Origin of the sequence: Vibrio penaeicida, from assembly GCF_019977755.1 — a bacterium.
GTDB classification, from domain to species: Bacteria; Pseudomonadota; Gammaproteobacteria; order Enterobacterales; family Vibrionaceae; genus Vibrio; species Vibrio penaeicida.
In genome coordinates this window covers 3224646-3249058 of sequence record NZ_AP025144.1, presented here as the reverse complement: position 1 = coordinate 3249058, position 24413 = coordinate 3224646, and the positions used below count along the sequence as shown (strand labels likewise).

The 24413-nt window shown below is 45.5% G+C and carries 25 protein-coding genes and 1 riboswitch; of the genes, 10 read left to right on the top strand and 15 right to left on the bottom strand.

Annotated elements, in window-relative coordinates; all coding sequences use genetic code 11:
- Window positions 1-12: 12 nt before the first annotated feature.
- From LDO37_RS14640 to LDO37_RS14605, 8 genes are all read right to left on the bottom strand, one after another.
- Window positions 13-1299 (bottom strand): TRAP transporter large permease, encoded by a 1287-nt coding sequence (locus LDO37_RS14640; protein ID WP_126608077.1) that lies wholly within the window; start codon window positions 1297-1299, stop codon window positions 13-15.
- Entirely contained in the window at window positions 1296-1889 is a 594-nt protein-coding gene (locus LDO37_RS14635; protein ID WP_126608078.1) for a TRAP transporter small permease, read from the bottom strand. The genes LDO37_RS14640 and LDO37_RS14635 overlap by 4 nt, the downstream gene beginning before the upstream one ends.
- Window positions 1890-1939: 50 nt before the next feature.
- Window positions 1940-2935 carry a TRAP transporter substrate-binding protein gene (locus LDO37_RS14630; protein ID WP_126608079.1) on the bottom strand — a complete coding sequence of 332 codons (996 nt, stop codon included), beginning with the start codon at window positions 2933-2935 and terminating at the stop codon, window positions 1940-1942.
- 106 nt (window positions 2936-3041) lie between these two features.
- Window positions 3042-3770, bottom strand: a complete 729-nt coding sequence (locus LDO37_RS14625) for a FadR/GntR family transcriptional regulator (RefSeq protein ID WP_126608080.1) — start codon at window positions 3768-3770, stop codon at window positions 3042-3044.
- Between the two features lie 81 nt (window positions 3771-3851).
- Window positions 3852-5429 carry an aldehyde dehydrogenase (NADP(+)) gene (locus tag LDO37_RS14620; RefSeq protein WP_126608081.1) on the bottom strand — a complete coding sequence of 526 codons (1578 nt, stop codon included), beginning with the start codon at window positions 5427-5429 and terminating at the stop codon, window positions 3852-3854.
- An 11-nt stretch (window positions 5430-5440) separates the two neighbouring features.
- Window positions 5441-6427 (bottom strand): AraD1 family protein, encoded by a 987-nt coding sequence (araD1, locus tag LDO37_RS14615; protein ID WP_126608082.1) that lies wholly within the window; start codon window positions 6425-6427, stop codon window positions 5441-5443.
- Window positions 6428-6434: 7 nt separating this feature from the next.
- The gene (locus tag LDO37_RS14610; protein ID WP_126608083.1) at window positions 6435-7607 is read right to left on the bottom strand and encodes an L-rhamnonate dehydratase; all 1173 of its coding nucleotides are present in this window, start codon (window positions 7605-7607) and stop codon (window positions 6435-6437) included.
- 14 nt (window positions 7608-7621) lie between these two features.
- Window positions 7622-8644 (bottom strand): 4-hydroxythreonine-4-phosphate dehydrogenase PdxA, encoded by a 1023-nt coding sequence (locus LDO37_RS14605; RefSeq protein WP_126608084.1) that lies wholly within the window; start codon window positions 8642-8644, stop codon window positions 7622-7624.
- 330 nt (window positions 8645-8974) lie between these two features.
- Between LDO37_RS14605 and LDO37_RS14600 the strand changes: the two genes are divergently transcribed.
- On the top strand, window positions 8975-9394 hold the full coding sequence (locus LDO37_RS14600; protein ID WP_126608085.1) for a glycine zipper family protein: 420 nt from the start codon (window positions 8975-8977) through the stop codon (window positions 9392-9394).
- 159 nt (window positions 9395-9553) lie between these two features.
- On the opposite strand, the gene ribB is transcribed toward LDO37_RS14600, so the two are convergent.
- The 4 genes from ribB to LDO37_RS14580 all read right to left on the bottom strand — a co-directional run bounded on the left by ribB (window position 9554) and on the right by LDO37_RS14580 (window position 13494).
- Complete coding sequence (gene ribB, locus LDO37_RS14595; RefSeq protein ID WP_101110792.1) at window positions 9554-10216, bottom strand: 3,4-dihydroxy-2-butanone-4-phosphate synthase; 663 nt, start codon at window positions 10214-10216, stop codon at window positions 9554-9556.
- Window positions 10217-10375: 159 nt separating this feature from the next.
- Window positions 10376-10527: riboswitch (FMN riboswitch) on the bottom strand.
- A 217-nt stretch (window positions 10528-10744) separates the two neighbouring features.
- Window positions 10745-11884 carry an N-acetylglucosamine-6-phosphate deacetylase gene (nagA, locus tag LDO37_RS14590; protein ID WP_126608086.1) on the bottom strand — a complete coding sequence of 380 codons (1140 nt, stop codon included), beginning with the start codon at window positions 11882-11884 and terminating at the stop codon, window positions 10745-10747.
- Window positions 11885-11893: 9 nt separating this feature from the next.
- Window positions 11894-12775 carry an N-acetylmannosamine kinase gene (locus tag LDO37_RS14585; protein WP_126608087.1) on the bottom strand — a complete coding sequence of 294 codons (882 nt, stop codon included), beginning with the start codon at window positions 12773-12775 and terminating at the stop codon, window positions 11894-11896.
- A complete protein-coding gene (locus LDO37_RS14580) occupies window positions 12772-13494 on the bottom strand; it encodes a putative N-acetylmannosamine-6-phosphate 2-epimerase (protein WP_126608088.1) in 723 nt (240 codons plus the stop codon). Before LDO37_RS14580 ends, LDO37_RS14585 begins: the two co-directional genes overlap by 4 nt.
- Before the next feature lie 256 nt (window positions 13495-13750).
- On the opposite strand from LDO37_RS14580, the gene LDO37_RS14575 reads away from it, so the two are divergent.
- From LDO37_RS14575 to LDO37_RS14550, 6 genes are all read left to right on the top strand, one after another.
- Window positions 13751-14716, top strand: coding sequence for a sialic acid TRAP transporter substrate-binding protein SiaP (locus LDO37_RS14575; RefSeq protein ID WP_126605987.1), 966 nt, complete (start codon window positions 13751-13753; stop codon window positions 14714-14716).
- 54 nt (window positions 14717-14770) lie between these two features.
- Window positions 14771-15265, top strand: a complete 495-nt coding sequence (locus tag LDO37_RS14570) for a TRAP transporter small permease (RefSeq protein WP_126605940.1) — start codon at window positions 14771-14773, stop codon at window positions 15263-15265.
- 9 nt (window positions 15266-15274) lie between these two features.
- Window positions 15275-16558 (top strand): TRAP transporter large permease, encoded by a 1284-nt coding sequence (locus LDO37_RS14565; RefSeq protein WP_126605941.1) that lies wholly within the window; start codon window positions 15275-15277, stop codon window positions 16556-16558.
- A 16-nt stretch (window positions 16559-16574) separates the two neighbouring features.
- On the top strand, window positions 16575-17474 hold the full coding sequence (locus LDO37_RS14560) for a dihydrodipicolinate synthase family protein (RefSeq protein ID WP_126605942.1): 900 nt from the start codon (window positions 16575-16577) through the stop codon (window positions 17472-17474).
- Window positions 17475-17488: 14 nt separating this feature from the next.
- Window positions 17489-18370, top strand: coding sequence for an N-acetylneuraminate lyase (locus LDO37_RS14555; protein WP_224055250.1), 882 nt, complete (start codon window positions 17489-17491; stop codon window positions 18368-18370).
- Between the two features lie 91 nt (window positions 18371-18461).
- Window positions 18462-19295: a MurR/RpiR family transcriptional regulator gene (locus tag LDO37_RS14550; protein WP_126605943.1), complete on the top strand. Its 834-nt coding sequence runs from the start codon at window positions 18462-18464 to the stop codon at window positions 19293-19295.
- A 181-nt stretch (window positions 19296-19476) separates the two neighbouring features.
- On the opposite strand, the gene metQ is transcribed toward LDO37_RS14550, so the two are convergent.
- The 3 genes from metQ to metN all read right to left on the bottom strand — a co-directional run bounded on the left by metQ (window position 19477) and on the right by metN (window position 22053).
- A complete protein-coding gene (gene metQ, locus LDO37_RS14545; protein WP_101110783.1) occupies window positions 19477-20286 on the bottom strand; it encodes a methionine ABC transporter substrate-binding lipoprotein MetQ in 810 nt (269 codons plus the stop codon).
- Window positions 20287-20351: 65 nt separating this feature from the next.
- Window positions 20352-21029 carry a methionine ABC transporter permease gene (locus LDO37_RS14540; protein WP_101110782.1) on the bottom strand — a complete coding sequence of 226 codons (678 nt, stop codon included), beginning with the start codon at window positions 21027-21029 and terminating at the stop codon, window positions 20352-20354.
- A complete protein-coding gene (gene metN / locus LDO37_RS14535) occupies window positions 21019-22053 on the bottom strand; it encodes a methionine ABC transporter ATP-binding protein MetN (protein WP_126605944.1) in 1035 nt (344 codons plus the stop codon). The genes LDO37_RS14540 and metN overlap by 11 nt, the downstream gene beginning before the upstream one ends.
- A 307-nt stretch (window positions 22054-22360) precedes the next feature.
- Between metN and gmhB the strand changes: the two genes are divergently transcribed.
- From gmhB to treR, 3 genes are all read left to right on the top strand, one after another.
- Window positions 22361-22912, top strand: coding sequence for a D-glycero-beta-D-manno-heptose 1,7-bisphosphate 7-phosphatase (gene gmhB, locus LDO37_RS14530; protein WP_101110780.1), 552 nt, complete (start codon window positions 22361-22363; stop codon window positions 22910-22912).
- Between the two features lie 8 nt (window positions 22913-22920).
- The gene (locus tag LDO37_RS14525; protein WP_126605945.1) at window positions 22921-23280 is read left to right on the top strand and encodes an MliC family protein; all 360 of its coding nucleotides are present in this window, start codon (window positions 22921-22923) and stop codon (window positions 23278-23280) included.
- A gap of 96 nt (window positions 23281-23376) precedes the next feature.
- On the top strand, window positions 23377-24327 hold the full coding sequence (gene treR / locus LDO37_RS14520; RefSeq protein ID WP_126605946.1) for a trehalose operon repressor TreR: 951 nt from the start codon (window positions 23377-23379) through the stop codon (window positions 24325-24327).
- Window positions 24328-24413 lie beyond the last annotated feature (86 nt).

Here is a 24413-nt window from a genome sequence, read left to right as displayed (position 1 = left end):
CCCTAAACGGGGTTACTTTCCATACACCAAATCAACCAAGCCGAGTGTGATAAATGGTACGTAAGTCACAAGGAGAAGAAGTGCAATCAACACACCAATAAAGGGCAAGTTTGCACGGGTTGTGGACCAGATATCCACTTTGGCTATGGAACAAGCGGTTGCGAGTACACTGGCGACAGGTGGGGTTTGTTGCCCTATAGCGAGGTTAAGGGTCACAATCAGCCCGAAGTGAATAGGGTCTATACCAAACTGAAGCACCAAAGGTAAAACCATTGGGACGACTAAAATTATGGCCGCAGCACCATGCAAAAACATACCTAAAATAAAGAACAAGATGTTCAGTAGCATTAGCACCACGATCTTGCTTTCTGTGAAATCCAGAATCGCTTGAGCCATTTCTTGAGGAAGTCGAACTTCAGTCAGAAACAAGCCAAGTAAAGCCGACGTCGCCACCAAGAGCATGACTGCCGCCGTTTGAACACTTGCTCGAATCATACATTTGTATAGGTGGGCTAGGGTAAGCTCACGATAGATGATAAAGCCGATGACTAGCGCTGCGATAACGGCAAGCCCCGCACCTTCGGTAGCGGTAACCACACCACCAAAAATACCCCCTAAGATAATGACGGGAAGAAACAAAGCCCAAATCGCTTCTTTAAACTTCTGCTTTAGGTTTTTCCAGCTAAATGCATCTTCACGCGGAAGGTTGTAGCGGATAGCAAAGTAATACGAGAGCGCCATCATTAATGCTCCGCCAAGTACACCGGGTACAACACCGGCTAAGAACAACTTTACGATGGAGGTATCCGCAATAGCGCCGTATAGGATCATCGAAATAGAGGGAGGAATGATGATGGCTAAAGAGGCGGACGACGAAGTGATGGCGGCAACAAAAGTTGGCTTGTAGCCGCGCTTTTTCATTGCTGGCATCAACACGCTTCCGGTCGCAGCCACATCCGCCACCGCCGATCCTGATATCTCAGCAAAGAACATGGAAACCCCAATATTGACCATCGCTAAGCCACCCCGCACAAAGCCAATCATGGCGGACACAAGATCAATCAGACGACGAGAGATGCTTGAGGTATTCATCAACTCGCCCGCCAAAACGAACAAAGGAATGGCAAGTAGTGGGAATTTGGTCGCACCTTCATACAAGGTAAGTGGCACATTGAGCATGGCGTCAGAACCAGAGGTAAGCAACATACCACTAATAGCAACCACGCCAATGGAAACTGCGATAGGCACATTGATCATTACCAATGCAATTAAACCACCAAATAATAGCAGGTAGATCATGATTTAGCCTCCATCTTTTTGTGTACATGTGTTTTCTCACCGCTGGGGAATAGATCTTCTGTATCGATGCCACATTCCTCTGCGTACTCTTCGAGTTCGGCGCGGTCGTGATCTCGACCTTCACGCATGTCTTGTAATGCTTGTGGAATAGAAAGAAGCTCAGCAAAAATAAACAAAATGGCGCCAATAGGGATAACGGACTGCACGAACGGGACAGGAACCCAAGGCAGGCTGATTAGAGTCTCACCTTCAAAATATTCAAGTACCGTCCAGCCATAAAAAGCAACCAGGGCAAAGAACCCAATCACGATGACTTCGGATACCCAAAATAGGGTGGATTGAAGCGTGCCTTTTGCACTGTATAACAAGCCACTAAACCCTAGATGACTTCGTTTAATTGCTGCGGTTGCGGCACCGTAATAGGTTATCCATACCAGCAGCAAAGAGGCGACTTCGTCATACCAGATTAGAGATGAACCGGTTTTACGCATAATGACGCCAAACACAATTACAAACGTCATCGACAGCACGAGAAATACAGACATTCCTTCGAGTACTTTCTCTAATCTATATGCCAATCTTGCAATCATGATTCCTCCTGAGAGAGGGCATGACTGCCCTCATTAATATCCAGTGTTGATTAGTTCGCGAGTGACAACACTTTATCCAGCATGTCTTTACCGCCATCCACTTTCTTAGCAAACTGTTCATAAATTGGCTTACTGGCATCGACAAAATCTTGATAGCTGGCTTTGTTCACCTGCATTCCGCCTTTCTTCAATTTCCCTAGCAATTCTTGTTCTTGGCTGTCTGACAATTCATACATCCAAGGCTTGATAGCGTTGGCAGAATCTTTGATGATCGTTTGAACATCAGCAGGAATTTTGTCCCAAGTTCGTTTGCCAGCAACAAGGTAGGAAGGGCTGTAAACGTGATTGGTTAAAGACAAGTATTTCTGTACTTCATTGAATTTCGCCGCATAAATATTGGTGAGTGGGTTTTCCTGCCCATCGATGACGCCTGTTTGCAATGCAACAAACACTTCAGAGAAAGACATCGGCGTTGGATTACCTCCCCAGTTACGGAACATACTCACACGCCACGTGCTATTCGGCGTTCGCAATTTAATGCCTTTCAAATCTGCTGGTGTGTTGATGGGTTTGACGTTGTTAGTAATATGACGGAACCCGTTTTCCCACATGCTGAGTACCTTGTAGCCTTTCTTATCGGCTGTTGGTGCTATGCTTGGCCAGAAAACTTCGGATTCGATTTTTGCTAGGTGCGCTCGGTCTTTCACCAAAAACGGCATATCAAAGAGAGCAAACTGTGGTGTGACTTTCGCCATGATGGAAGAGGGTTGGCTAAGGTGAACCGTTCCAAGTTTTAGCTTTTGCATCAATTCCTTATCTTTACCCAACTGTCCATCACCAAAAAGGCTAATCGAATAGTCGGAACCGGCGGATTTCAACGCGGCATTTGCATTGTTCGCAAACTTTTCTGCAGTTTTGTACTGTAACGATCCCTGTGCGGCACCAATGGCAAATATCAGCTCTTTCGCTAAGGTGTGTGGAGCGGCAAATGCCAGTGATACTACAGTGGTACTAATTAACATTTTGCGCATGGTCGTGATGTTCATTTCTGCGTTTCTCCGTTAATTTCAATGGTCGTCAATGACCGTTGGTGTCCTAAATTCATGCCCACCAATCAATGGTTTGCACGTGTATGGTTATTTGATTAATTGGCTAATTCCTCATGGCAGAGATCGTGGTGTAGTACACGCTGTTGAGGTGATCTAGCATGGCTTTTTCTGCTAATTTTGGATTGCCTTGTTCCAGTGCTTTGTATATTTCGTAGTGCTCAATAAAACTTTTTTGAATAGCACCCTCTTGCTCCAAAACACTGCGTCGAAAGTTAAGCCCATAGGCATAGAGTTCGTCGGCATAGCCTGCCAGAATCGCGTTGTCGCTGTAGTCAGAAATCAGCTTGTGAAAGCGCTGATCCGATATCTGGAAATGAGCTGGCTTTTCAAAAAGCGATTCTTGTTGTTCTAATAATGCCTTGAGTTCACTCAAGCCTTGTTGGTCAATGTGAATGGCAACGCCATGTGCAATAGCGGCTTCGACCACTTTTCTGCTTTGAAAGACGGCTTCAATGTCGTAATTGTTGATGGTGAGATTGGAGAGCTGAGGAAGAAGCTCGATGCAACGCTTTAACAACTCATCATTACGATTGACTCGGCTTTTTGCACCGTGTGAAACACTAATAAGCCCATAAGCGGCGATCATCCCTATTGCACCCCTTACGGTTTCTCGGCTTACGCCAAACATGGCACACAGCTCTCGCTCGCTCGGCAGCGTATCCCCATCTCTTAGCAAGCCAGAAAAAATCATTTCCAGTAACTTGCTTGCAAGGATGTCTTTCTTAGTTTGATTTTTTAGCTGCTTTTCAAACGCAAATACATTCGCTGCCATGATATTCCCTCATCGAGCCATGTTTACTTGACGGCGTACCAGTTCACTTATTGGATTTCAGTTAACTTATTGGTATTCCATTCAATTGCTTTGGTAGTGCCCGTCGATTAGCGCTAATCCAGCGAAATCTCTATTAATGGGCTCAGGCAGCAAAGGCTCCGGCACATTTTGATAGCAAACAGGACGAAGGAATCGCTCAATAGCGTTGGAACCCACCGACGTGCTTCTTGAATCTGAAGTTGCGGGGAAAGGACCGCCATGCACCATGGCATGAGAGACTTCAACCCCCGTTGGAAATCCATTGAAAAGTACTCGACCCACTTTGAGCTCTAGATGATCCAATACCTCTTGAAGGTCTTGGTTTGAATCGTTGGAACCCGTGTGAATGGTGCCGGTTAGCTGACCTTCAAGCGCATCAATGACCGCAAGAAGTTGATCAAGGCTTTTGCAGCGAACAACCAATGAACTGCTGCCAAAGACTTCGTCTCGTGCTTGTTCTTGCTGAAGAAAGGCTTCTGCACGCGTACTGAATAAGTAAGGAACGCATTGGTTGTGATTACCCGACACATCTCCTTCACTCACCATTGTGATGGTTGCGTTTTCAACCAGCGTTCCCACCCCGTTTTGATACGCAGCATGAATTCCAGAAGTCAGCATGGTTTGGCTGATGGTGTTATTGATGTTTTCCGCACTTTTGGCGATAAATTGATCCAGTTCAGGACCATCAATCGCAAGGACTAAACCAGGGTTGGTACAAAACTGACCAGCGCCCATTTGCAAAGAGGCACAAAAACCTTGGGCGAGCGTATCGCTACTACTTTGAAGTGCACTTGGCATCAGAACGACTGGGTTAATGCTGCTCATTTCGGCGTACACGGGAATCGGCTCTGGGCGCTGTTGAGCGGTTGCCATTAGCGCCATTCCTCCTGCTCTTGAGCCAGTAAATCCCACGGCTTTGATGGCTGGGTGAGATACTAATCCCTGACCGATTAAATGACCGGATCCGAACAGCATAGAGAACACACCTTCAGGCATATCACAGCGTTTGGCAGCGCGAGTCACTGCACTGGCGACCAACTCGGATGTACCGGGGTGAGCCGAATGCGCTTTGACTATCACTGGACAGCCTGCCGCTAAGGCAGAGGCTGTATCGCCACCTACCACCGAAAATGCGAGCGGGAAATTGCTGGCACCAAATACCGCGACAGGACCCAATGGTAAATACGTCAATCGCATATCTGGGCGAGGCAGCGGGGCTCGGTCTGGGATAGCGGAGTCAAATTTCGGTACGAAAGTGAGCCCCTTTCTGAGGTTGTCAGCAAATAAATTTAATTGACCGACTGTTCTGCCTCTTTCCCCTTCAATTCTTGCTTGAGGTAGCCCCGTCTCTTTCATTGCGCGTTCAATCAAACTGTGTTCCAGCGCCATGACTTCTTCACCGATGGTTTGAAGAAAATCCGCTTTACGCTCCGGACTGGTTTTTCGATAAATAGCAAATGCATGTTTTGCGAGTTCACACGCTTGAGACAGTTGGGTTTCATTCGCGCCTAAATAAGGTGGATCTAACGCTTCGTTTGTGTTTGGGTTGATGCCATGAATGACTTTTTGGTCACCCATGATCTTTTTACTCCCAATGGTCATTTTACCCGTCAATATCATGATTTTTATTCCTATAGCGCTTTAACTTGAACCGATTCTGGAGACGCTTGAACCAACGTATTTCGCAAGGAGCGACCAAAGGCGGGGATCGTTATTTCAAATCGATCGCCTACTTGTGTTTTCACCTTATCCGCAAAACTGAGTGTGGCTGTGCCCATGTAGTGCACGTGCAAATCTCCTGGACGCCTGAATTGGTCATATTTGAAGTGATGGTGCTCTAAGTTACTGATGGTATGTGCCATGTTGGCTTCGCCCGTTAAGAAGGACTTACTCCACAGTAATTTGTCTTCACGTTGAATAGCGCTCGTGCCTTCTAAGTGCTCGGGTAAGTCGCCTATCAGCAGCTCTGGTCCATAACTGCATGAACGCAATTTGGAATGCGCCAGCCATAAATAATTGAAGTGCTCGGTTACGTGGTCAGAAAATTCGTTACCGATAGCAAAACCCACGCGATAAGGAGTGCCATCGCTGCCTATGACATATAACGCCGTGAGCTCAGGCTCTTCACCGCCATCTTCAGCAAAATTCGGCATAGTGATAGGTTGTTCAGGGGCAACGACACATTGACCGTCGCCTTTATAAAACCATTCCGGCTGCGCACCTACTTCACCAATGTTTGGTTTTCCGCCTTCTACGCCCAGCTGAAACATTTTCATTGAATCGGAGAGCTCTTCGTCACCCGCGAGTTTGGCGTGCATTTCCGCTCTGGCATCTGCACTGCCGAGATGGGTTAACCCCGTTCCTGTGACTAACCAACGAGAAGGATCATCGTGGGTAATCGGAGGAAGCAGCATTTGGTTATCAATGATGGCTTGGTAATCCAGCCTTTCGTTGGTGTATTTTTCACCGATAACCTGAGCTAAAGATTTCTCTGTATTAATAGCCTCCATCACTAGTTGGTATGTTCCGCCAGAGGCATTTAACACACGAACCTGATCGTAGGATTCGACGAGTGCCACTTTGATCTGGCTATTTTGTACAAACTGTATGATTCTCATGGCGTCCTCACTCAATCACGTTGAATTGTTTGAGGTGTTTTTTGCTGATACTCAGCCCTAACCCCGGTGTGTTTTCATCAAGTTCGATATGGCCATTAACGGGTGATGGGTCCCCTTCAAAGATGTAGTAAAACAACTCGTTGCCTATCTCTACGTCATGGACGGGGAAATACTCCGACATTGGAGAGGCAAGGGTCGACATCGTGAGGTGGTAGTTATGCATTTGCCCAGCATGAGGGATCACAGGAACACCAAAAGACTCGGCTATTGCGTTGATTTTATGAGCCGCGGTGATTCCACCCACTCGGTTGGTATCGTATTGAATGACTGACACCGCGCGTTTTTCGAGTAATTGACGAAAGCCGTAACTGGTAAATTCGTGCTCGCCACCGGAGATAGGAATACTGGTGAGTTGATTGAGTTCAGCATAGCCATCAATATCGTCGGCGATTACCGGTTCTTCTAGCCAACGTGGCTGGTACTGTTCCAATTTAGGTAAAATACGCTTGGCGTATTCCAAGTTCCAACCCATGTAGCATTCCAGCATTAAGTCGATGTCTTCACCGATGACTTCTCTAATTGCCGCTACACTGTCGAGGTTTTTTCTTACGCCCTGCGGTCCATCCTTAGGACCATAACCAAATCGCATTTTCATGGCTGAAAATCCTTGGTCTAGATAGGATTGCGCTTCGCGCTGCATTTCATCCAGATCCGTGCGATAAAGCTTAGAGGCATAACAAGGGATCGTTTCTTTTGTGCGCCCACCAAGCAGTTTGAATACAGGCTTGTTTGTGGCTTTTCCCATCAAATCCCAAAGCGCGATATCAATGGCTGAAATCGCCGCCATGCCAATGCCTTTACGTCCCCATGCCAGTGTTGAGCGATACATTCTTTGCCAGAGATATTCATAATCAAATGGGTCTTGCCCTATCACGATTGGTGCTAAATATTGGTCGATGATTTGTTTGGCAATTCTTGGTGCTAACGCAACGTTTCCAATACCTACCAATCCGTCATCGGTAAACACTTCAACGACAGTCCAGCCGTGAAAGCGGAATGTCCCCATCGAATCGCCACGATCCCATAACTCACCCATTGCATTGGAGCAAAAGTTGTTTTGGGGCTCTACGGTGTGTCCATTCCACTCAAATACACGGGCTTGAACTTTGGTTATTTTCATTGAAACGTCTCCTGTTATTGAGCTTGTTTGCGATAGTTGGTGCCCATACGGCAAGCAATATTGAAGGCTTGAATCGTGGCGCTCACATTGGCTTGGTTAGTTCCTGCAATGTCATAAGCAGTGCCATGAGCTGGGGTGGTAATCGGGACTGGCAACCCTCCTTGAACCGTTACGCCCTTTTCAAACCCGAGAAGCTTGATGGCGATCTGCCCTTGGTCGTGATACATGGTGACAATGGCATCGAGATCGCCGTCTCGAGCTTTGAGAAAAATGGTGTCGGCAGGGTAAGGACCTAAAACGGGGTAACCTAAGCTGTTGAGTTTGTTTACGGCCGGCTCAATGATGTCGATTTCTTCTGTACCGCAAACACCACCATCACCAGCATGTGGGTTAAGTGCTGCAACCGCGACTCTGGGGGATTCAATATCTGCGGCTTTTAATGCCTTATAGATGAGCTTGCTGGCCTCGATGATTCGTTCTTCACTCAGGATGCTGACCACATCTTTCAGTGGCACATGAGATGAGATTCTTGAAGTCCACAGATTGCCAAGCGTATTAAATTCGCAGAAAAAGGAATCGACACCTAGCTTGTCGGCAAAGTAGTGGAGTTCATCCTCAAAAGGCAATCCAGAGAGAATCATCGCTTGTTTATTCAGGGGCGCAAAACAGATGGCATCAATATGGTGGGCGACTACCGCATCTAGGCATTGATCTAATATGTTTAATACCGAACTACCTCCGGCGGCACTTGCAAATCCTACCTTCACTTCTTGCTGACTAACGGAATGCACCGGAACAAAAAGAATCTCACCCGATCCACTGTACTGACGTGCGTCAGATAGAGACTCAATCGTTTTCAGCTCGATTTTAGTTTGAGCAATCTTTTGGCCATGATCCCATAGCCATTGGTCACCTATGAGTACGATATTGGCTTGTGACGTAATACCATTTTGGCTGAATAATTTGGCTATCAGTTCAGCACCAATGCCAGAGGGATCGCCTAAAGAAATAGCAACAGTGGGCAAAGAGGTAGGCATAACGTTTCCTTACGGTTAGATTCTGTATGATTCTTGGTCTACTGGTACGGAAACATTACCACTAGACCAGTAATTGACAAGATTGAAATTAACAAAAAAGAAACATGATTGAGATGGAAAATGGAGGGATTTTGTTTTAATTAAATAAAATCAAATAATTAGTGATTGATCTATGATTTTCTTCAATCGCTGAATTTGTGATCTTGTTCAATTTGCAAACAATCCTGATAATAATAATTGCTTATGAACAAAATAAGAAACGTGTATTGGATCATAAATATAACGTGAAGGTATGATGGCTCCAGACTTAGTTATTACAGAGCATTACCTATGAAAACATCACTGAAATCTATCAAAGCGTTAAAAACTGTGTTGATCGGAATAACATTGGTTGGTCTTACAGGATGTGCGTCACCAGAGTTTAGTGCCGACGATGAAAATGCAGCACGTAATCGCGGTACCGTTGGCGGTGCGTTACTTGGTGCAACGGCAGGTTTACTTCTTGGATCGCCTGAGTTAGCGGCAAAAGGTGCGATTGCGGGTGGCGTTGCAGGTGGTGTGAGTGGTTCGATGAAAGATTTAGAAGACTCACGCAGTGCTGATCGCAACCAAGTAATGGCAGATGGTGTATCGCAAGACACGCGTTCTGACGCTGAAAGAAGGGCGGCAGAGCTGGAAGCAGAATTACGTATTATTGAGCTTGAAAAGCAGCTGAATGAGATGAAAGCGCAGCAATCGGCTGAAGGTTAAATTAACCCTCAACCAAATGAAAAAGGAGCCTCGGCTCCTTTTTTAAGATCATAGGTTTATGACTACAGTTCTTGTGATTATGGTTTTTATAACCAAAGCTTTTGTGACTATAGGTTTTATAAGACAGATTTTTGTTATTGCTTTTTTATAAATAAGCTCTTATGCGGATTTTTCTTCCATCATAATGCGATAGCTGACCATATCTTCAATAGTCAGAACAGGCATATTGTGCAATTTGCCAAACGCCACGATTTCGGGTGTTTTCGCCATTGAACCATCAGGGTTTGCGACTTCACACAAAATTCCAAAAGGGGAAAGCCCCGCCATTTGCATCAGATCGATTGTACCTTCTGTATGACCGCGACGAGTCATAACACCACCTTGACGTGCACGTAATGGAAAAACGTGGCCAGGTCTTGCGAGATCGCTGGCTTTTGCATCTAAACGAGCGGCGGTTTTTATGGTGGTGACACGGTCGGCAGCAGAGACGCCAGTGGTTACGCCTTCTTTTGCTTCGATAGAAACCGTAAAGGCTGTTTGGTTTTTGCTGTCGTTAGCTTCCACCATCGGAGGCAGTTCTAATTGATTGGCGTGTTCATCAGACACACACAAACAAACAATTCCGCTGCATTCGCGAATCATGAGCGCCATTTGTTCATTTGTTAAATGATCCGTTGAATAGATGAGATCGCCTTCGTTTTCACGATCTTCGTCATCAAGCAATAGAATACCGCGTCCTTGTCGCAATGCTTCGAGGGCGTTTTCTACACGCTCAATGGGTGTGCCAAATTGTTCTAGCAATGAAGTTTGGTTCTGATTCATGGTAGTACTCCGTAAAAAAATTTACCAGAATCAGGGCATAATATGAAGGGGGCTTGTGGATCATGGTAGGCAAAAAGCTACCCATGATCTAAATACAAGCCAAAGTAAAACCCACAGAGTACTCACCAGCTCCAATAGGAAGTGGTTTCACTGTGTTTTTATCATCCTCTCCCATCCGGACTATGACCGTCGGCTCTGGGTTTTCACCAGATCTGCTGACCTTGCAATCAAGCGACTGCAAGCGCTCGCGGGCTCACCAGAATATCTGGTATACCGCCGGTGGGGAATTTCGCCCCGCCCTGAGAATAATGTTGTTACACCCTAGTATCCTCACAGATAGTCGAATCTGGAGATTACTTGGGGATGCGTCTTTGTGTTTCAACGCAGGAGAATAGTATCGCTTTTTTATAAAGAAGGTAATCACTAAGTAGCGATATGGCGTGATTTCGAATATAAAAGGCGCGAAAAGTACAATATTCGCGCCTTTGAGAGTTTTCGGAAAAGATGGGGAGTAATGGAGTACAAGGTTTACTGCGGATACAGTTTTCCGTCCACGACGACCCCTTGGCTCGCATACTCATCATCCAAAATGGTAATGGCTGCACGAAACCCTTTTGCAAGATATCCAAGTGTATCTTGCTGCATCGCTTTGGCTGCGTATGTCGATGCCATTTTTAGCGCTTCTTCTTCCGGAACTCCCCATTGGATGACATTGGCGACCGACTGATCCATACCAATGTGTGCGCCCGCTAAACTGCCTTGAGTATTCACCAGTTTTCCATCGACGACTCGTACTGTTTCATCATTTAGAACAAAGGTGTCCTTTTGGCTGCCTACTGTTGCCATGGCATCTGTGACGATGAAGAGTTTTCCGGCTGGTTTACTACGGTGAGCCAATAGTGTGCTGTTTTCTGAAACATGAATACCGTCTGTAATTATGGAGCACCAAGTGTTGTCATTAAGAAGTGCCGTTCCAACAACACCTGGCTCTCTGCCTTCCAATGGAGACATGGCGTTGTACAAATGCGTAAATCCATTTACATAGCGAATTTTTTCACTATGTAGCTGAGCTTGAATAGCATTGCTATGACCACAAGAAACGATAACTTTCTTTTCAGAGAGCCAACTCAATACTTCAGTGGTCACCATCTCAGGGGCGAGCGTAACCAAGGTAGCACCAGAGCTGAGCCAAGGCATGGCTTCAAGTTCCGAGATCGAAGGAGCGTAAAAGTGTTTGTCGTCGTGTGCGCCTTTTTTTTCTGGGTTAAGCCAAGGTCCTTCTAAGTGAACACCCAGAACACCTGCAATTTTGTCGCGAATCGCAGCTTCGGTTGCAATAAGAGCGTGTTCCATTTTCTCCTTGCTATCACTGATCAAGGTAGGGAGAAGATAGGCTGTACCGTGTTTTCGGTGTGCACGGCAAATAGTTTGTATGCCTTCTATATCGGTATCTTGGTTGAACATGACACCACCCCCACCATTGACTTGTATATCTACAAAACCTGGGGCGAGTGTACAATTGTGATAGTCATGGATTTGAGCATCTTTAGGAATGGATTCTTGGTGGATAACACCCAATATTTCATTATCTTGCCAAAGGATAGCTGAGTTCAAATGGAAGCGCTCACCATCAAAAATCCTTTTTGCTGAAATGGCTTGTAGAGTCATAAAGTATCCTTACTCCATAAATTGAAACGCAGCGCCCAGTAAACAAGCATCGTAATCACCCTTGGCGCTATAAAGGGAAACGTGAAACGGAGGAGGGGATTGCTGAACATATTTTGCGACGGCAGCGAGATAACCACTCGCGAGCCCAATACCGCCTCCAATTATAATGGCATCCAGATCTAAGCTGGCTTTTAGGTTAAGACAAAGTGTTGCAACCGCTTTTGCACTTTTATCGATGATGGCCTGCGCATGTGGGTTCCGCGGTGCGATTTTAAAGAGTTCAACGTTACTGACGTCTTTGCCCAGCTCTGGCTGAATGCTTTTTTTGACTTGCCGCTGAATCGCTTTTCCAGAGGCGATGGCTTCGACACACCCAGTTTGACCACACCCGCATGGTGCACCATTGATGTCGACCACGGTGTGACCGATATGCCCTGCAAAGTTGTTGGCACCTTTATGGAGCTTTCCATTCAAGACCAAGCCTCCGCCCACCCCTGTTGAAACGGTAACGTAAGCAATATTCAGAATGGGAGAATCCAACTGCAAGTACTCGTACCATGCTGCTGCCTGAGCATCGTTAAGCATGGATACGGGCTTATTGCACAAAGCCTCTAGGGCGCGATGCAAGGGAAATGGAGCAGGAAAAGAGAGGGTATCTGGATTGATTGAGGTTATCCCTGCATGGCTTACCCACCCCGTTGTGGAAATGCCTATTTTATTTACTTGAGGAAGCCAACCCTGGCAGTGCTGAAGAATATGTTGGGCAAACTGTTCTGCTGATTGTGCTTCTGGCGTTGGAATTTGTGTTCGTTCAATCAGGGATGACGTAGAAAGGTCGACCAATCCGAGCGCTATCTTTGTTCCTCCAATATCGATGGCCAGTACTTTCATGATTGTGCTCCTACTGCTTGAGTGGCGGAATTAAACCAGCGCGTCACGACCTCTAACCGGGTTAAAGCGGACCCCACCGTTACGGCGACAGCGCCGTGTTCTATAGCCTTTGCTGCGAGCTCCGGAGTGTTATAGCGCCCTTCTGCCATCGTAAAGAATCCTGCTTTCGAAAACTGTTTGACGAGTTGCAAATCTGGCTCATTGGGCACTTCTCCTTCTACGTATCCCGATAAGGTGGTTCCTACGATATCAACATGGTGGTTGTGTGCCCAAAGACCATCCTCAAAGCAGGAGCAATCTGCCATGGCAATACAGCCCGCATTTTTTATGGCTTCGAAGATCTTTTCCCGGCTTTCTGGGCGAGGTCGGTTTGTCGCATCGAATGCAATGACGGTAGCGCCTGCATTGGCTAATGATTCTACGTCTGACAAAAATGGTGTAATACGCACCTGGCTATCCGTTAAATCTCTTTTCACTATTCCAATTATAGGAATGCTCACAACTTTGGATACGGCGGCAACGTTCTCTATCCCTTCGATGCGAAGCGCTTTAGCTCCTGCTTGTTGCACAGATAAAGCCATAGTGGAAATGATGTGGGAGTTGTCCATTGGGCTTCCCACTACGGGTTGTATAGAGACGACGGTTTGCCCTTGCAGTAACGCTCGAATGCGATTGCCTTTTTCAATGTTCTTCACAATGACCTCAATAAAGTTTGCCATGAAATCAAGTTAAAAGCCGCTATGGAACTGAGACGCGATACTCAAACGTGACTTGTTGCTTATTCATTCAGCTTGGTTAAAAACGAGCAGGTTTGGTGAAATTTTGCTCGCTCTCACATTTTGTTAAATGACACTTTGAAAATAATCTTCATTGTTATAATAATTCTTGGTGAATATTTTTTTCAACTAAAAAAGAGATTTTTTTCAAAATGTCGTAAGCATGAAAATGCAGCGGCACAAACAAAAAGGAAAAGCGATGAAAGCCATCAATAAATTGACCTTGGCAATGCTGGCACTTGGATGTGCTCTATCAGCCCAAGCGGCGACTACATTGAAAATGGGAATGCAGGCGTCTGTTGGTTCTGTTGAATACACATCGGCCAAGCTTTTAGCCGATACAATCGAAGAAATGAGTAAAGGCGAGTTGAAGATTACGTTGTACCCGAGTGCACAACTTGGCGACGACCGTGCGATGTTACAGCAATTGTCACTTGGTGATCTGGATATCACCTATGCAGAATTTGGACGCATGGGGCTTTGGATACCAAGAGCGGAAGCGGTCACCCTCCCGTACGTAGCAAAAGATTATGAGCACCTTCGTCGTATGTTTGATTCGGAGTTTGGTCAGGGAATTCGACAAGAAATGCTGACGAAGTTCCAATGGCGAGCGCTGGATACATGGTACAACGGCACTCGACAAACAACCTCTAATCGACCATTAAAGTCGATCAGCGATTTTAAAGGGTTAAAGCTGCGTGTGCCGAATGCAAAACCTAACTTGAATTACGCTAAGTTGTCTGGCGCTTCACCAACACCAATGGCGTTTTCAGAAGTGTACCTTGCGTTGCAAACCAACGCAGTAGACGGGCAAGAAAACCCGTTACCAACCATCAAGACGATGAAGTTTTATGAGGTACAAGAAAATCTAGCCCTCACCAACCATATCGTGAACGACCAAATGGTCATCATTTCTGAAAATACGTGGCAGAAGCTGTCTAGCGATCAGCAAAAAATCGTTTCGGATGCTGTTGCTAAAGCAGGAGAAGCGCATACCGCTTCCGTGAAAAAGCAAGAGTCTGAATTGGTTTCTTTCTTTGAATCGAAAGGTGTGAACGTGACTTACCCAGAGCTTTCACCGTTCCGCGAGGCGATGCAACCTTTGTACGCCGAGTTTGAAGAGAAAGTGGGTCAACCTATTGTGAAGCAACTTGCTGCAATGTAAGTGTTTTTAGACAGTCTGGCTGGCACGTTGTATCTGCCAGCCATGGAGCCGCAAATGCTACAAAAGATCACAAGAAATATTGAAGAAATCATCACGGTACCACTGATGCTCGTTTTACTGGTTGTGCTCACTTGGCAAATCGGGACACGTTGGTTATTAGATGATCCTTCTTTATGGAGCGAAGAACTGGCGAGAGTGTTGTTTATGTACATGGCACTGATTGGATGTGCTATCGCCATTAAAAGCAGCACTCACGTTAACATTACGTTCTTTTCAGACAAACTGCCCGAGAAGGTCCGCCTGATTTTGGTGCTTTCTCTTGAGTTGGCAGTACTCCTTTCCATTTTTGCCATTATCTACCTTGGCTATCAACACGTTCAGCGAACGGCGTTTTTTGAATTGATCACGCTGGAGATCTCAAGCAAATGGATGAATTACAGCTTGCCCCTAGGGGGACTGTTTATGGTCGTTCGCCAACTGCAAAAGATGGTCGGTCTAGTGACTGATTTTCGCCACACTCACCGTTCAGTAAACGCTGAAAGCAAATAAGGGGATAGCATGGCAACTTCAATTTTTGGCTGGTTAGCGCTGTTATTTGCAGGTATGCCAGTGGGTTTTTCACTCATTTTTGTTGCTTTGGTTTTTCTGGTTGTCACCAGTAGCCCAGGTATCAATTTTGCGGCGCAGCAAATGCTGGGCGGCATTAATAATTTCACACTTTTAGCGGTGCCTTTTTTTGTTCTAACAGGGCATTTAATGAACAGTGCAGGCATTACCGAACGTATTTTTAACTTTGCAAAATCCATGGTCGGGCATGTGACGGGTAGCCTTGGGCATGTGAATATTATGGCGAGTTTGTTGTTCTCAGGCATGTCGGGTTCTGCGCTTGCTGATGCCGGAGGGCTTGGTCAGCTCGAGATAAAATCAATGCGAGACGCCAAGTATGATGATGACTTTGCTGGTGGGTTAACGGCGGCTTCGTGCATTATTGGTCCTTTAGTTCCTCCTTCTATCCCATTGGTGATTTACGGTGTCGTCTCAAACACGTCAATTGGTGCGCTGTTTTTGGCTGGTGCCATTCCAGGTCTTCTTTGTTGTATCGCGCTGATGGTGATGAGTTACTTCATCTGTAAAAAGCGCGGCTACATGACGCTACCCAAAGCCTCGCGCAAAGCTCAGCTCACCTCATTCAAAGAAGCATTTTTGTCTTTGCTGACGCCAGTGATCATCATTGGAGGCATTTTTTCCGGTAAGTTCACGCCAACAGAAGCGGCTGTTGTTTCGTCTTTATATGCTCTTTTTTTGGGTACGGTTGTATATAAGCAGCTCACCATTAGTGGGTTTATTGATGCTCTAAAAGACACCATAAACACAACAGCGGTGGTTGCCTTGATGGTGATGGGGGTAACGGTATTTGGTTGGATTGTGGCGCGGGAGCAATTGCCTCAAATGCTGGCTGAATACTTCCTTACCATCAGCGAAAATCCTTTGGTTCTGCTACTTCTGATTAATCTGCTCTTGCTTTTCCTCGGTACATTTATTGAATCGTTAGCCCTTCTTCTGCTACTGGTTCCGTTTTTGGTGCCTGTGGCCAGTGCGGTAGGAATTGACCCCGTTCATTTTGGCGTGATGGCGATCCTCAATTTGATGATCGGGATATTAACGCCACCAATGGGAATGGCGCTTTATGTTGTATCTCGAGTGGGTGATATCCCATTCCACACCTTAACCCGAGGAGTTATTCCCTTGCTGGTACCGCTCTTTATTGTGTTGATTCTCGTGGTGGTCTTTCCTCAAATCACTCTGTTCCTTCCAGAGTTGTTTCTCAACTACGGACAATAATTAGGACGCATTCAAAATGAAAAAATTAACCGGATTGATTGCTGCACCCCATACACCTTTCGACCTAAACAGTCAGGTGAATCTGGAGGTTATCGATCAAATTGCTGAACTGCTGATAGAGCAGGGTGTGTCTGGGGCATATATTTGCGGCACAACAGGAGAAGGGGTTCATTGTTCAGTCGAAGAACGCAAGCTAATTGCTGAGCGCTGGGTTGAGGCTTGCCGCGGCAAATTGGATATTATTGTCCACACTGGTGCGCTGAGCATCGTCGATACATTAGATCTAACTCGTCATGCCGACACGTTAGATGTACTCGCCACTTCTGTAATTGGTCCGTGTTTTTTCAAGCCAGCTAACGTTGATGAGTTGGTTGACTACTGCGCTCAAGTGGCGAGCGCTGCACCATCAAAAGGGTTTTATTATTACCATTCGGGAATGTCCGGCGTGAATGTCGACTTAGAGCAGTTTCTCATTGAAGGAAGCAAGCGAATTCCCAATCTATCCGGTGCAAAATTCAATCATTCCGATCTCTATGACTACCAGAGATGCATTCGCGTTGCGGATGGGAAGTTTGATGTGCCCTTTGGTGTGGATGAATTTTTACCGGCGGGGTTAGCAGTCGGTGCGGTTGGGGCGGTTGGCAGTACCTACAACTATGCGGCGCCGTTATACCTGAAGATCATTGACGCTTTCCACAAAGGCGATCACCAAGAGGTGGCTCGGTTAATGGATGCTGTGATTGCGATTATTCGTGTTCTGGTGGAATACGGGGGCGTAGCAGCAGGAAAAGTTGCTATGCAGCTGCACGGGATTGATGTTGGGAACCCGCGATCGCCGATTAGAGCGCTAACGAAAGCGCAGAAGCAAGATGTGCTATTCAAGCTTCGCCATGCTGGCTTTTTGGATGCGGTATGAATGAGGGCGAACAGATGACGAAACACAAACCTATGGAAGGCATCTTTATTCCGCTCATGACCCCCTTTAGCTCAATAGGGGAGTTGGAATACGACAAGCTTGAAGGCATGGTTGAGCATCATATTTCGCAGGGGGTACACGGTTTTTACATTGGTGGCAGCTCTTCTGAGTGTTTTATGATGAGTATTTTAGAACGACAAAGAGTGTTGAAAACGGTCGCGCATATTGTCAATAATCGAGTGCCGCTGATTGCTCATGTTGGGGCAATTGCGTTAACCGACGTACGTTTACTGATCGATACCGCGCAAAATGAAGGGTATCAAGTGATCTCTGCAACACCGCCTTTTTATTACGGCTTCACCCCCCAAGAAGTGACCTATTACTATCAGTCTATTCTCGATTACACAGATGTTCCGTTATTGCTGTACAACATTCCTGGAACCACGGGCGTAACATTTACCCATCAGACGCTCTTGAATTTATCTGCCATGGATAACGTGATTGGCATAAAGCACACCACACACGATATGTTTTTCATCGAAAGGCTAAGGCAACTTCAGCCGAATAGCCTCATCTTTCATGGTGAAGACTCTATGTTGGTTAATGGTCTACAAATGGGGGCAAGTGGTGGCATAGGAACGACGTATAATTTGATGGCCGCTAAGTATGTGGCGATTTTTGAAGCGATGAAGCAAGGAGACACGGAAAAAGCCATGGATTTACAGCATCAAGTCAATCGGGTTACTGAAGTGCTGTTAGAGGCAGGGTTATATCAGAGCATCAAGTTTGCCATGGGAGAGTTAGGGATCGACTATGGTCAGTGTCGAGAACCATTTTTGCCCCTGTCAAAATCACATAAAACGCGAGTTATGGAATGTTTGACGCGTTCATATTGAGGTTGTTCGAGTATAGACTTGCTATTACTGTATTTGACGAGATGAGTCTGATACCTTTATCCACGCCGTCACCAACGAAAAAGAGAGCATTGTGAGTCTACCCAAAAATTTACTCGTTCGTCTTCGAGCGAACACTGAACCATTGAGTAAGAAACTACGTTTAGTGGCGGATTATGTCTTGGATAATGCTCATGATGTCCAGTTTCAAACCATCACAGATTTAGCGCGCAATTCTCAAACCAGTGAAGCGACAGTGGTGAGGCTATGTCGTGATATGGGTTACAAAGGCTATTCAGACTTTAGGATGGCGTTGGCGGTGGATCTTAGCCAGAATCCGCGAGAGAAACAGGTCGAGATGGAAGGCGATATTTGCCATATCTCAGCCCAAAGCGCAGTGGCAAGCTTGCAAGATACCGCCCAAATTATTGACCGAAAAGCGCTGAAAAGAGTGTGTAATCTGGTTCATGAATCTCAATACATCAGTTGCGTTGGGGTTGGAGCATCAAGCATTGTGGGGCGTTACTTGGCGTTCAGATTATTGCGAATCGGCAAGAAAGTCACCATGTTCGAAGATACCCATTTAGCGGCAATGAACGCCGTTCGAAGCACTCAAGGCGATCTCTGGTTTGCGATTTCGAGTTCGGGATCAACCAAAGAAGTTGTCCATGCGGTTAGGCAAGCACATCAACGCGATACTCCCGTTATTTCTCTTACCAACATTACGCACAGTGCGCTGTCATCGATATCGACAGAATCGCTTATTGCAGCAAGACCAGAAGGGCCGCTAACGGGGGGAGCCTTTGCTTCTAAAGTAGGAGCGTTATTGTTGGTTGATGTTTTGGTTAACACCTTGCTGGAACAATATCCAGAATACGCAGAGTCGGTTGTTGATACCGCCGAGGTGGTGATGCCTCTGATGATCTGATGTCTCTTATGATCTGATGTCTCTTATGATCTGATGTCTCTTATGATCTGGTTCTCTATGACCTATTAGTATCTAAGGTTAAGAACTGGATGTTCTGAAAATCAGGAAATGAAAAAGGCTAACCGAAGTTAGCCTTTTTAATGAACGAGATAAATCTAAAGAAATGTGTGAAACGGTATAATTACCAGCCTTTCACTACACCGCCTTTGAAGATGTCCATTGCCGCGTTGTAAACTTCGTCTGTTTGGTATGCTTTAACAAAGTTTTGTACGTTTTCTGCTGCTAGGTTTTCTTCACGTGCAACAATCAGGTTTACGTATGGAGAGTCTTTGTCTTCAACGAATACACCGTCTTTTTCAGGCGTTAGGTCGATGCTGCTTGCGTAAGTCGTGTTAATGATAGACAGCGCTACGTCGTCCAAAGAGCGTGGAAGTTGAGCGGCATCCAGTTCAACGATAGTGATGTTTTTCGGGTTCGCAACGATATCGCGTACAGTTGCTAGTAGACCAACACCTTCACGTAGAGTAAGAAGACCTTGTTGTTCTAGAAGAAGTAGAGAGCGACCAAGGTTTGTTGGGTCATTAGGAACAGCAATACGAGCGCCTTCTTGAATCTGATCAACCGACGTTACTTGCTTAGAGTAACCCGCGATAGGGTAAACAAACGTGTTACCAGCGATAGTCAGTTTGTAACCACGATCCGTTACTTGCTGATCAAGGTATGGCTTGTGCTGGAATGCGTTAATGTCGATAGATTGGTCATCGAGTGCTGCGTTTGGTGTTACGTAATCGGTAAACGTCACTAACTCTACATCTAGGTTGTATTTCTCTTTCGCTACTTTTGCAGCCACTTCAGCAACTTGTGCTTCTGCACCTGCCATTACGCCAACTTTGATTTTGCTTGTGTCGACTTCTTTCTCGCCACAGCCTGTTAGTACTAATGCAGACGCTGCTGCTGCGATGGCCAAAAGGCTTTTAAGGTTATATTTCATTGTATTCTCCTTAATTCTAAATCCAAAAATTCTTTATTTATTAACTGTTAACGTTAAAAATTGAGTTATCTGTGGTCAACGCGGCGTACCAGCGCGTCACCGATTGATTGAATGATTTGTACCAGTACGATAAGCATCACGACGGTAACAGCCATAATCACAACATCGTATCGGTGGAAGCCGTAACGAATCGCGACATCCCCTAAACCGCCGCCGCCCACGGTGCCAGCCATTGCCGAATAGCTCACTAATGTAACCATGGTGATGGTTACGGAGTTCACGATGGTAGGTAGAGCTTCTGGAAGCAGTACTTTTGTAATAATTTGGGTTGGTGTTGCTCCCATAGATTGCGCGGCTTCAACAAGACCACTTGGCACTTCGAGTAGTGCACCTTCAATCAGGCGAGCAACAAATGGGATAGCACCAATCGTTAACGGTACAATTGCTGCCGTGGTGCCGATAAATGTACCAACAAGTAATTTGGTGACAGGGATAATGGCAACCATTAGAACCAAAAATGGTACAGAGCGACCGATGTTCACAATCGCACCTAGAACATTATTTAAAGCGATATTTTCCAGTAAGCCACCTTTCTTAGTGGTGTGTAAAATAACACCTAATGGGATACCCACAGCGAACCCAACGATGCCCGCAACCGCGACCATGTATAGGGTTTCCCACGTTGCACCCAGCAAAAGATCGCCATTTAGGCTTAGCCACTCTGTTACTGACTTAAAGGACATAACCAAGTACCTCTACTTTAACTTTGTGTTCGCGGATAAAATCGAGCGCTGCTTTTTCGCTTTCTTCGTCGCCAAAGAGCTCCGCGACCATCATTCCGAATTTCACGCCGCCAGCATAATCCAAGTCGGAGCTTAAAATACTCACATCAATACCGTAGTTTCGAGCGATTTGCGTCATCAGAGGTGCGTCGGTGCTTGCGCCCGTAAACTCTAAGCGAACCAACGGGTAGCTACCTTCGACACGTTCTGACTTCAACCGAACTTGGTAATCTTCAGGAATGGAAAGATCCAAAGTGGAGCGAATGAAATTGTGTGCTAATTCAGTTTTAGGGTGAGCAAATATTTCGCCAACGGTGCCTTTCTCAACCAGTTTTCCATCACCAATAATGGCAACTTCATGACAGATACTTTTAACCACATCCATTTCATGTGTAATCAGCAGAATGGTGATATTGAGCTGTCGGTTGATTTTTTTCAGCAGCTCAAGAATCGACTGAGTTGTCGCTGGGTCCAGTGCGCTGGTCGCTTCATCACACAATAAAACTTTTGGGTCCGATGCCAATGCACGAGCAATCGCAACACGCTGCTTTTGTCCACCGCTTAGGTTCGCTGGGTAGGTGTCACGTTTGTCGCTTAGCCCAACCAGTGCCAAAAGTTCGGTGACTTTACTTTCGATTTTTGATTTGTCTGCGCTCGCAAGTTCTAGAGGAAGAGCGATATTTTCAAATACCGTACGGGAAGATAGTAGATTAAAGTGCTGAAATATCATGCCGATGTTACGGCGCGCTTTTCCAAGCTCAGACTTAGAAAGCTTTGTTAAGTCGACACCATCTACGATAACTTCGCCAGACGTTGGTGCTTCTAACATGTTAACGCAACGAATCAGTGTGCTTTTCCCTGCACCGGAAGATCCAATGACGCCAAAGATTGCGCCTTGGGGAATAGATAGGTTGATGTCTATTAAGGCGTTGATCTCCTTACTGCCTTGATAGAAAACCTTATTTACTTGATTAATTTCAATCATATAAACAACCGTGCGGAATAAACTGAAAAGCGAATAGAGTGAACAGAATAATATTTTGAACTTGCTCTAAATTTTCAGTCGATGCTATGGCTTTCTGTTTTTTAAGTCAATAGGTATTTTTACGTCTAGACGTCTATATAGCTTTACAGATAATGGGTGATTTTTGCTTAAAGCAAGGGTATGCATACGCTCGCGAGCATTTTTGCCGCTTATTCCCCCATCGAGGCTAAAAAGTAATTGCATAGTGCGAAGTGCTATAAAGCATGTAATAATTTGTTCTGATTAAGAGTGCATTGAGGATTCGATTTTGGCTAAACCTGCCGTTTTTCTTGACCGTGATGGTGTGATCAACGTAGACCACGGTTACGTGCATGATGAACATAGTTTTGAATACATAGACGGTGTATTTGAAGCAACAAAGCAACTTCAAGACATGGGTTACCTACTGGTACTTGTTACGAATCAATCCGGAATAGCGCGAGGGATGTTTAGCGAAGATCGCTTTCTTTCTCTTACTCAGTGGATGGATTGGAATTTCGTTGATAATGGCGTTGATTTTGATGGCTTTTATTATTGTCCGCATCACTCTGAACATGGTATCGGGGATTACAAGCAAGATTGTGAATGCCGAAAACCCAAGCCCGGTATGTTTATTTCTGCCCGTGATTTCTTAAAAATAGACATGGAAAATTCCGTTATGGTGGGTGACAAAGCGGAAGATATGATGGCCGCTCAATCGGCAGGTGTTGGAACACGAGTTCTTGTCCGCACTGGGAAACCTGTTACCGAGAAAGGAGAGTCTTTGGCGTCAGTCGTATTAGACAGCATCAAAGATGTCCCTGCCTACCTTAAGAGCTAGCTCGTTCCATGTTGAAAAAATTTATAAGTGTGAGTGCACTGTTGGTGAGCACGGGGTTGGTGGTCACTGGCTGCAGTTCTAGCTCAAGCACTTCGGTTAATAACGCATATATATGTGGCGAAGACTTAGAAATATGGACACACCCTATTAATGAGTATGAGCTGCAATTGGAAATAAACAATGAGCGCTTTCTCATGGATCGCGTGCCGAGTGCTTCTGGTGAGAAATTTGAGAATCGTCGTATGGGGTATGTTTTCTGGATGAAAGGGACCCAAGCCAGTCTGTCTTTGCCTAATGTTCCGATGCAAATGTGCAATCAAAATACGCCTAAAAAGACATCGCTATCGTCTAAAAATACCTTGTTTTAAGTATTTATCTCACTCTTTCTATGAGGGAATATTGCAATTCGATGCCAAACTTCGGCAATATTCCTTTATCACTACGACAAGTAAATTTGAAATCCTATGAGTAAGAAGCTCACTATTTTGGATATCGCTCGATTAGCAGGGGTCGGTAAATCGACGGTTTCTCGTGTTTTAACGAACGATCCAAAAGTAAAACCAGATACCCGTAAAAAGGTAGAGCAAATCATTTCTGAATCTGGTTATGTTCCGTCTAAGTCTGCTCAATCAATGAGAGGAGGCAGTCAGAAAGTCATCGGAGTGATTATTTCTCGTTTGGATTCTCCCTCAGAGAACCTTGTCGTCAGCCTGCTTTTAAAAACGTTGTATGCCGCTGGGTACGATGTCGTGATCATGGAAAGCCAATTTGACTGTGAAAAGACCAATGAGCACCTCGCTGTTTTAAAGCGTCGAAATGTTGATGGTGTAATTGTGTTTGGTTTTTCAGATTGCGATATGTACGAACTGGAATCTTGGGGGCATAGAGCGGTAGTCATTGCGTCGGATTCTTCTGAAATATCTTCTGTGAATTACAACAATCAATCCGTCATCGAGATGGCCTTGAATCAACTTAGCCAACAGAACAAAACACACATTGCCTTTATTGGTGTGGATGATACGGATGTGACAACGGGCCGTTTGCGTACGCAAGCTTACATTCGGTGGTGTGAAAGCCATGCGTTAACGCCTAATTACACGACGGGTGCACTGAGTCATGAAAGCGGTTATCACTTAGTCGATACGGTATTGGGTACAAAAACCGATGCCATTGTGTGTGCCAGTGATTCAATTGCATTAGGCGTCAATAAAAGGCTTCAAGAGCTCGGTAAAACTGACGTAACTGTATTTGGGGTTGGTGGGAACGCTTTACTTTCATTTTTGTTCCCAAACACACAGAGTATTGACCCAGGGTATGCGGAAGCTGGAAGAAAAGCCGCTAACCTGCTGGTCGACCAACTGCAGAATCAATCGGAGGTGACTCACGTCACTCTAACCCCTTCTCTTCCCAGTTAGCGTACAATTTTTCAACTCGTTGTAATTTAATAAGAATAAAAATTCAGTACTTCTTTTTCTATTTATCACTACATTTTTAATGTGAT

Bases quoted from the DNA above. Each gene is read 5' to 3' on its own strand.
- LDO37_RS14630 (WP_126608079.1), bottom strand. From the start codon at position 2,935: ATGAACATCACGACCATGCGCAAAATGTTAATTAGTACCACTGTAGTA.
- LDO37_RS14635 (WP_126608078.1), bottom strand. From the start codon at position 1,889: ATGATTGCAAGATTGGCATATAGATTAGAGAAAGTACTCGAAGGAATG.
- ribB (WP_101110792.1), bottom strand. From the start codon at position 10,216: ATGAATCAGAACCAAACTTCATTGCTAGAACAATTTGGCACACCCATT.
- LDO37_RS14555 (WP_224055250.1), top strand. From the start codon at position 17,489: ATGACGAAACACAAACCTATGGAAGGCATCTTTATTCCGCTCATGACC.
- LDO37_RS14565 (WP_126605941.1), top strand. From the start codon at position 15,275: ATGGCAACTTCAATTTTTGGCTGGTTAGCGCTGTTATTTGCAGGTATG.
- LDO37_RS14625 (WP_126608080.1), bottom strand. From the start codon at position 3,770: ATGGCAGCGAATGTATTTGCGTTTGAAAAGCAGCTAAAAAATCAAACT.
- LDO37_RS14605 (WP_126608084.1), bottom strand. From the start codon at position 8,644: ATGCCTACCTCTTTGCCCACTGTTGCTATTTCTTTAGGCGATCCCTCT.
- metQ (WP_101110783.1), bottom strand. From the start codon at position 20,286: ATGAAATATAACCTTAAAAGCCTTTTGGCCATCGCAGCAGCAGCGTCT.
- LDO37_RS14580 (WP_126608088.1), bottom strand. From the start codon at position 13,494: ATGGCAAACTTTATTGAGGTCATTGTGAAGAACATTGAAAAAGGCAAT.
- LDO37_RS14585 (WP_126608087.1), bottom strand. From the start codon at position 12,775: ATGAAAGTACTGGCCATCGATATTGGAGGAACAAAGATAGCGCTCGGA.
- LDO37_RS14640 (WP_126608077.1), bottom strand. From the start codon at position 1,299: ATGATCTACCTGCTATTATTTGGTGGTTTAATTGCATTGGTAATGATC.
- LDO37_RS14570 (WP_126605940.1), top strand. From the start codon at position 14,771: ATGCTACAAAAGATCACAAGAAATATTGAAGAAATCATCACGGTACCA.
- LDO37_RS14600 (WP_126608085.1), top strand. From the start codon at position 8,975: ATGAAAACATCACTGAAATCTATCAAAGCGTTAAAAACTGTGTTGATC.
- LDO37_RS14575 (WP_126605987.1), top strand. From the start codon at position 13,751: ATGAAAGCCATCAATAAATTGACCTTGGCAATGCTGGCACTTGGATGT.
- LDO37_RS14540 (WP_101110782.1), bottom strand. From the start codon at position 21,029: ATGTCCTTTAAGTCAGTAACAGAGTGGCTAAGCCTAAATGGCGATCTT.
- araD1 (WP_126608082.1), bottom strand. From the start codon at position 6,427: ATGAGAATCATACAGTTTGTACAAAATAGCCAGATCAAAGTGGCACTC.
- treR (WP_126605946.1), top strand. From the start codon at position 23,377: ATGAGTAAGAAGCTCACTATTTTGGATATCGCTCGATTAGCAGGGGTC.
- LDO37_RS14560 (WP_126605942.1), top strand. From the start codon at position 16,575: ATGAAAAAATTAACCGGATTGATTGCTGCACCCCATACACCTTTCGAC.
- LDO37_RS14525 (WP_126605945.1), top strand. From the start codon at position 22,921: ATGTTGAAAAAATTTATAAGTGTGAGTGCACTGTTGGTGAGCACGGGG.
- metN (WP_126605944.1), bottom strand. From the start codon at position 22,053: ATGATTGAAATTAATCAAGTAAATAAGGTTTTCTATCAAGGCAGTAAG.
- LDO37_RS14610 (WP_126608083.1), bottom strand. From the start codon at position 7,607: ATGAAAATAACCAAAGTTCAAGCCCGTGTATTTGAGTGGAATGGACAC.
- LDO37_RS14620 (WP_126608081.1), bottom strand. From the start codon at position 5,429: ATGATATTGACGGGTAAAATGACCATTGGGAGTAAAAAGATCATGGGT.
- nagA (WP_126608086.1), bottom strand. From the start codon at position 11,884: ATGACTCTACAAGCCATTTCAGCAAAAAGGATTTTTGATGGTGAGCGC.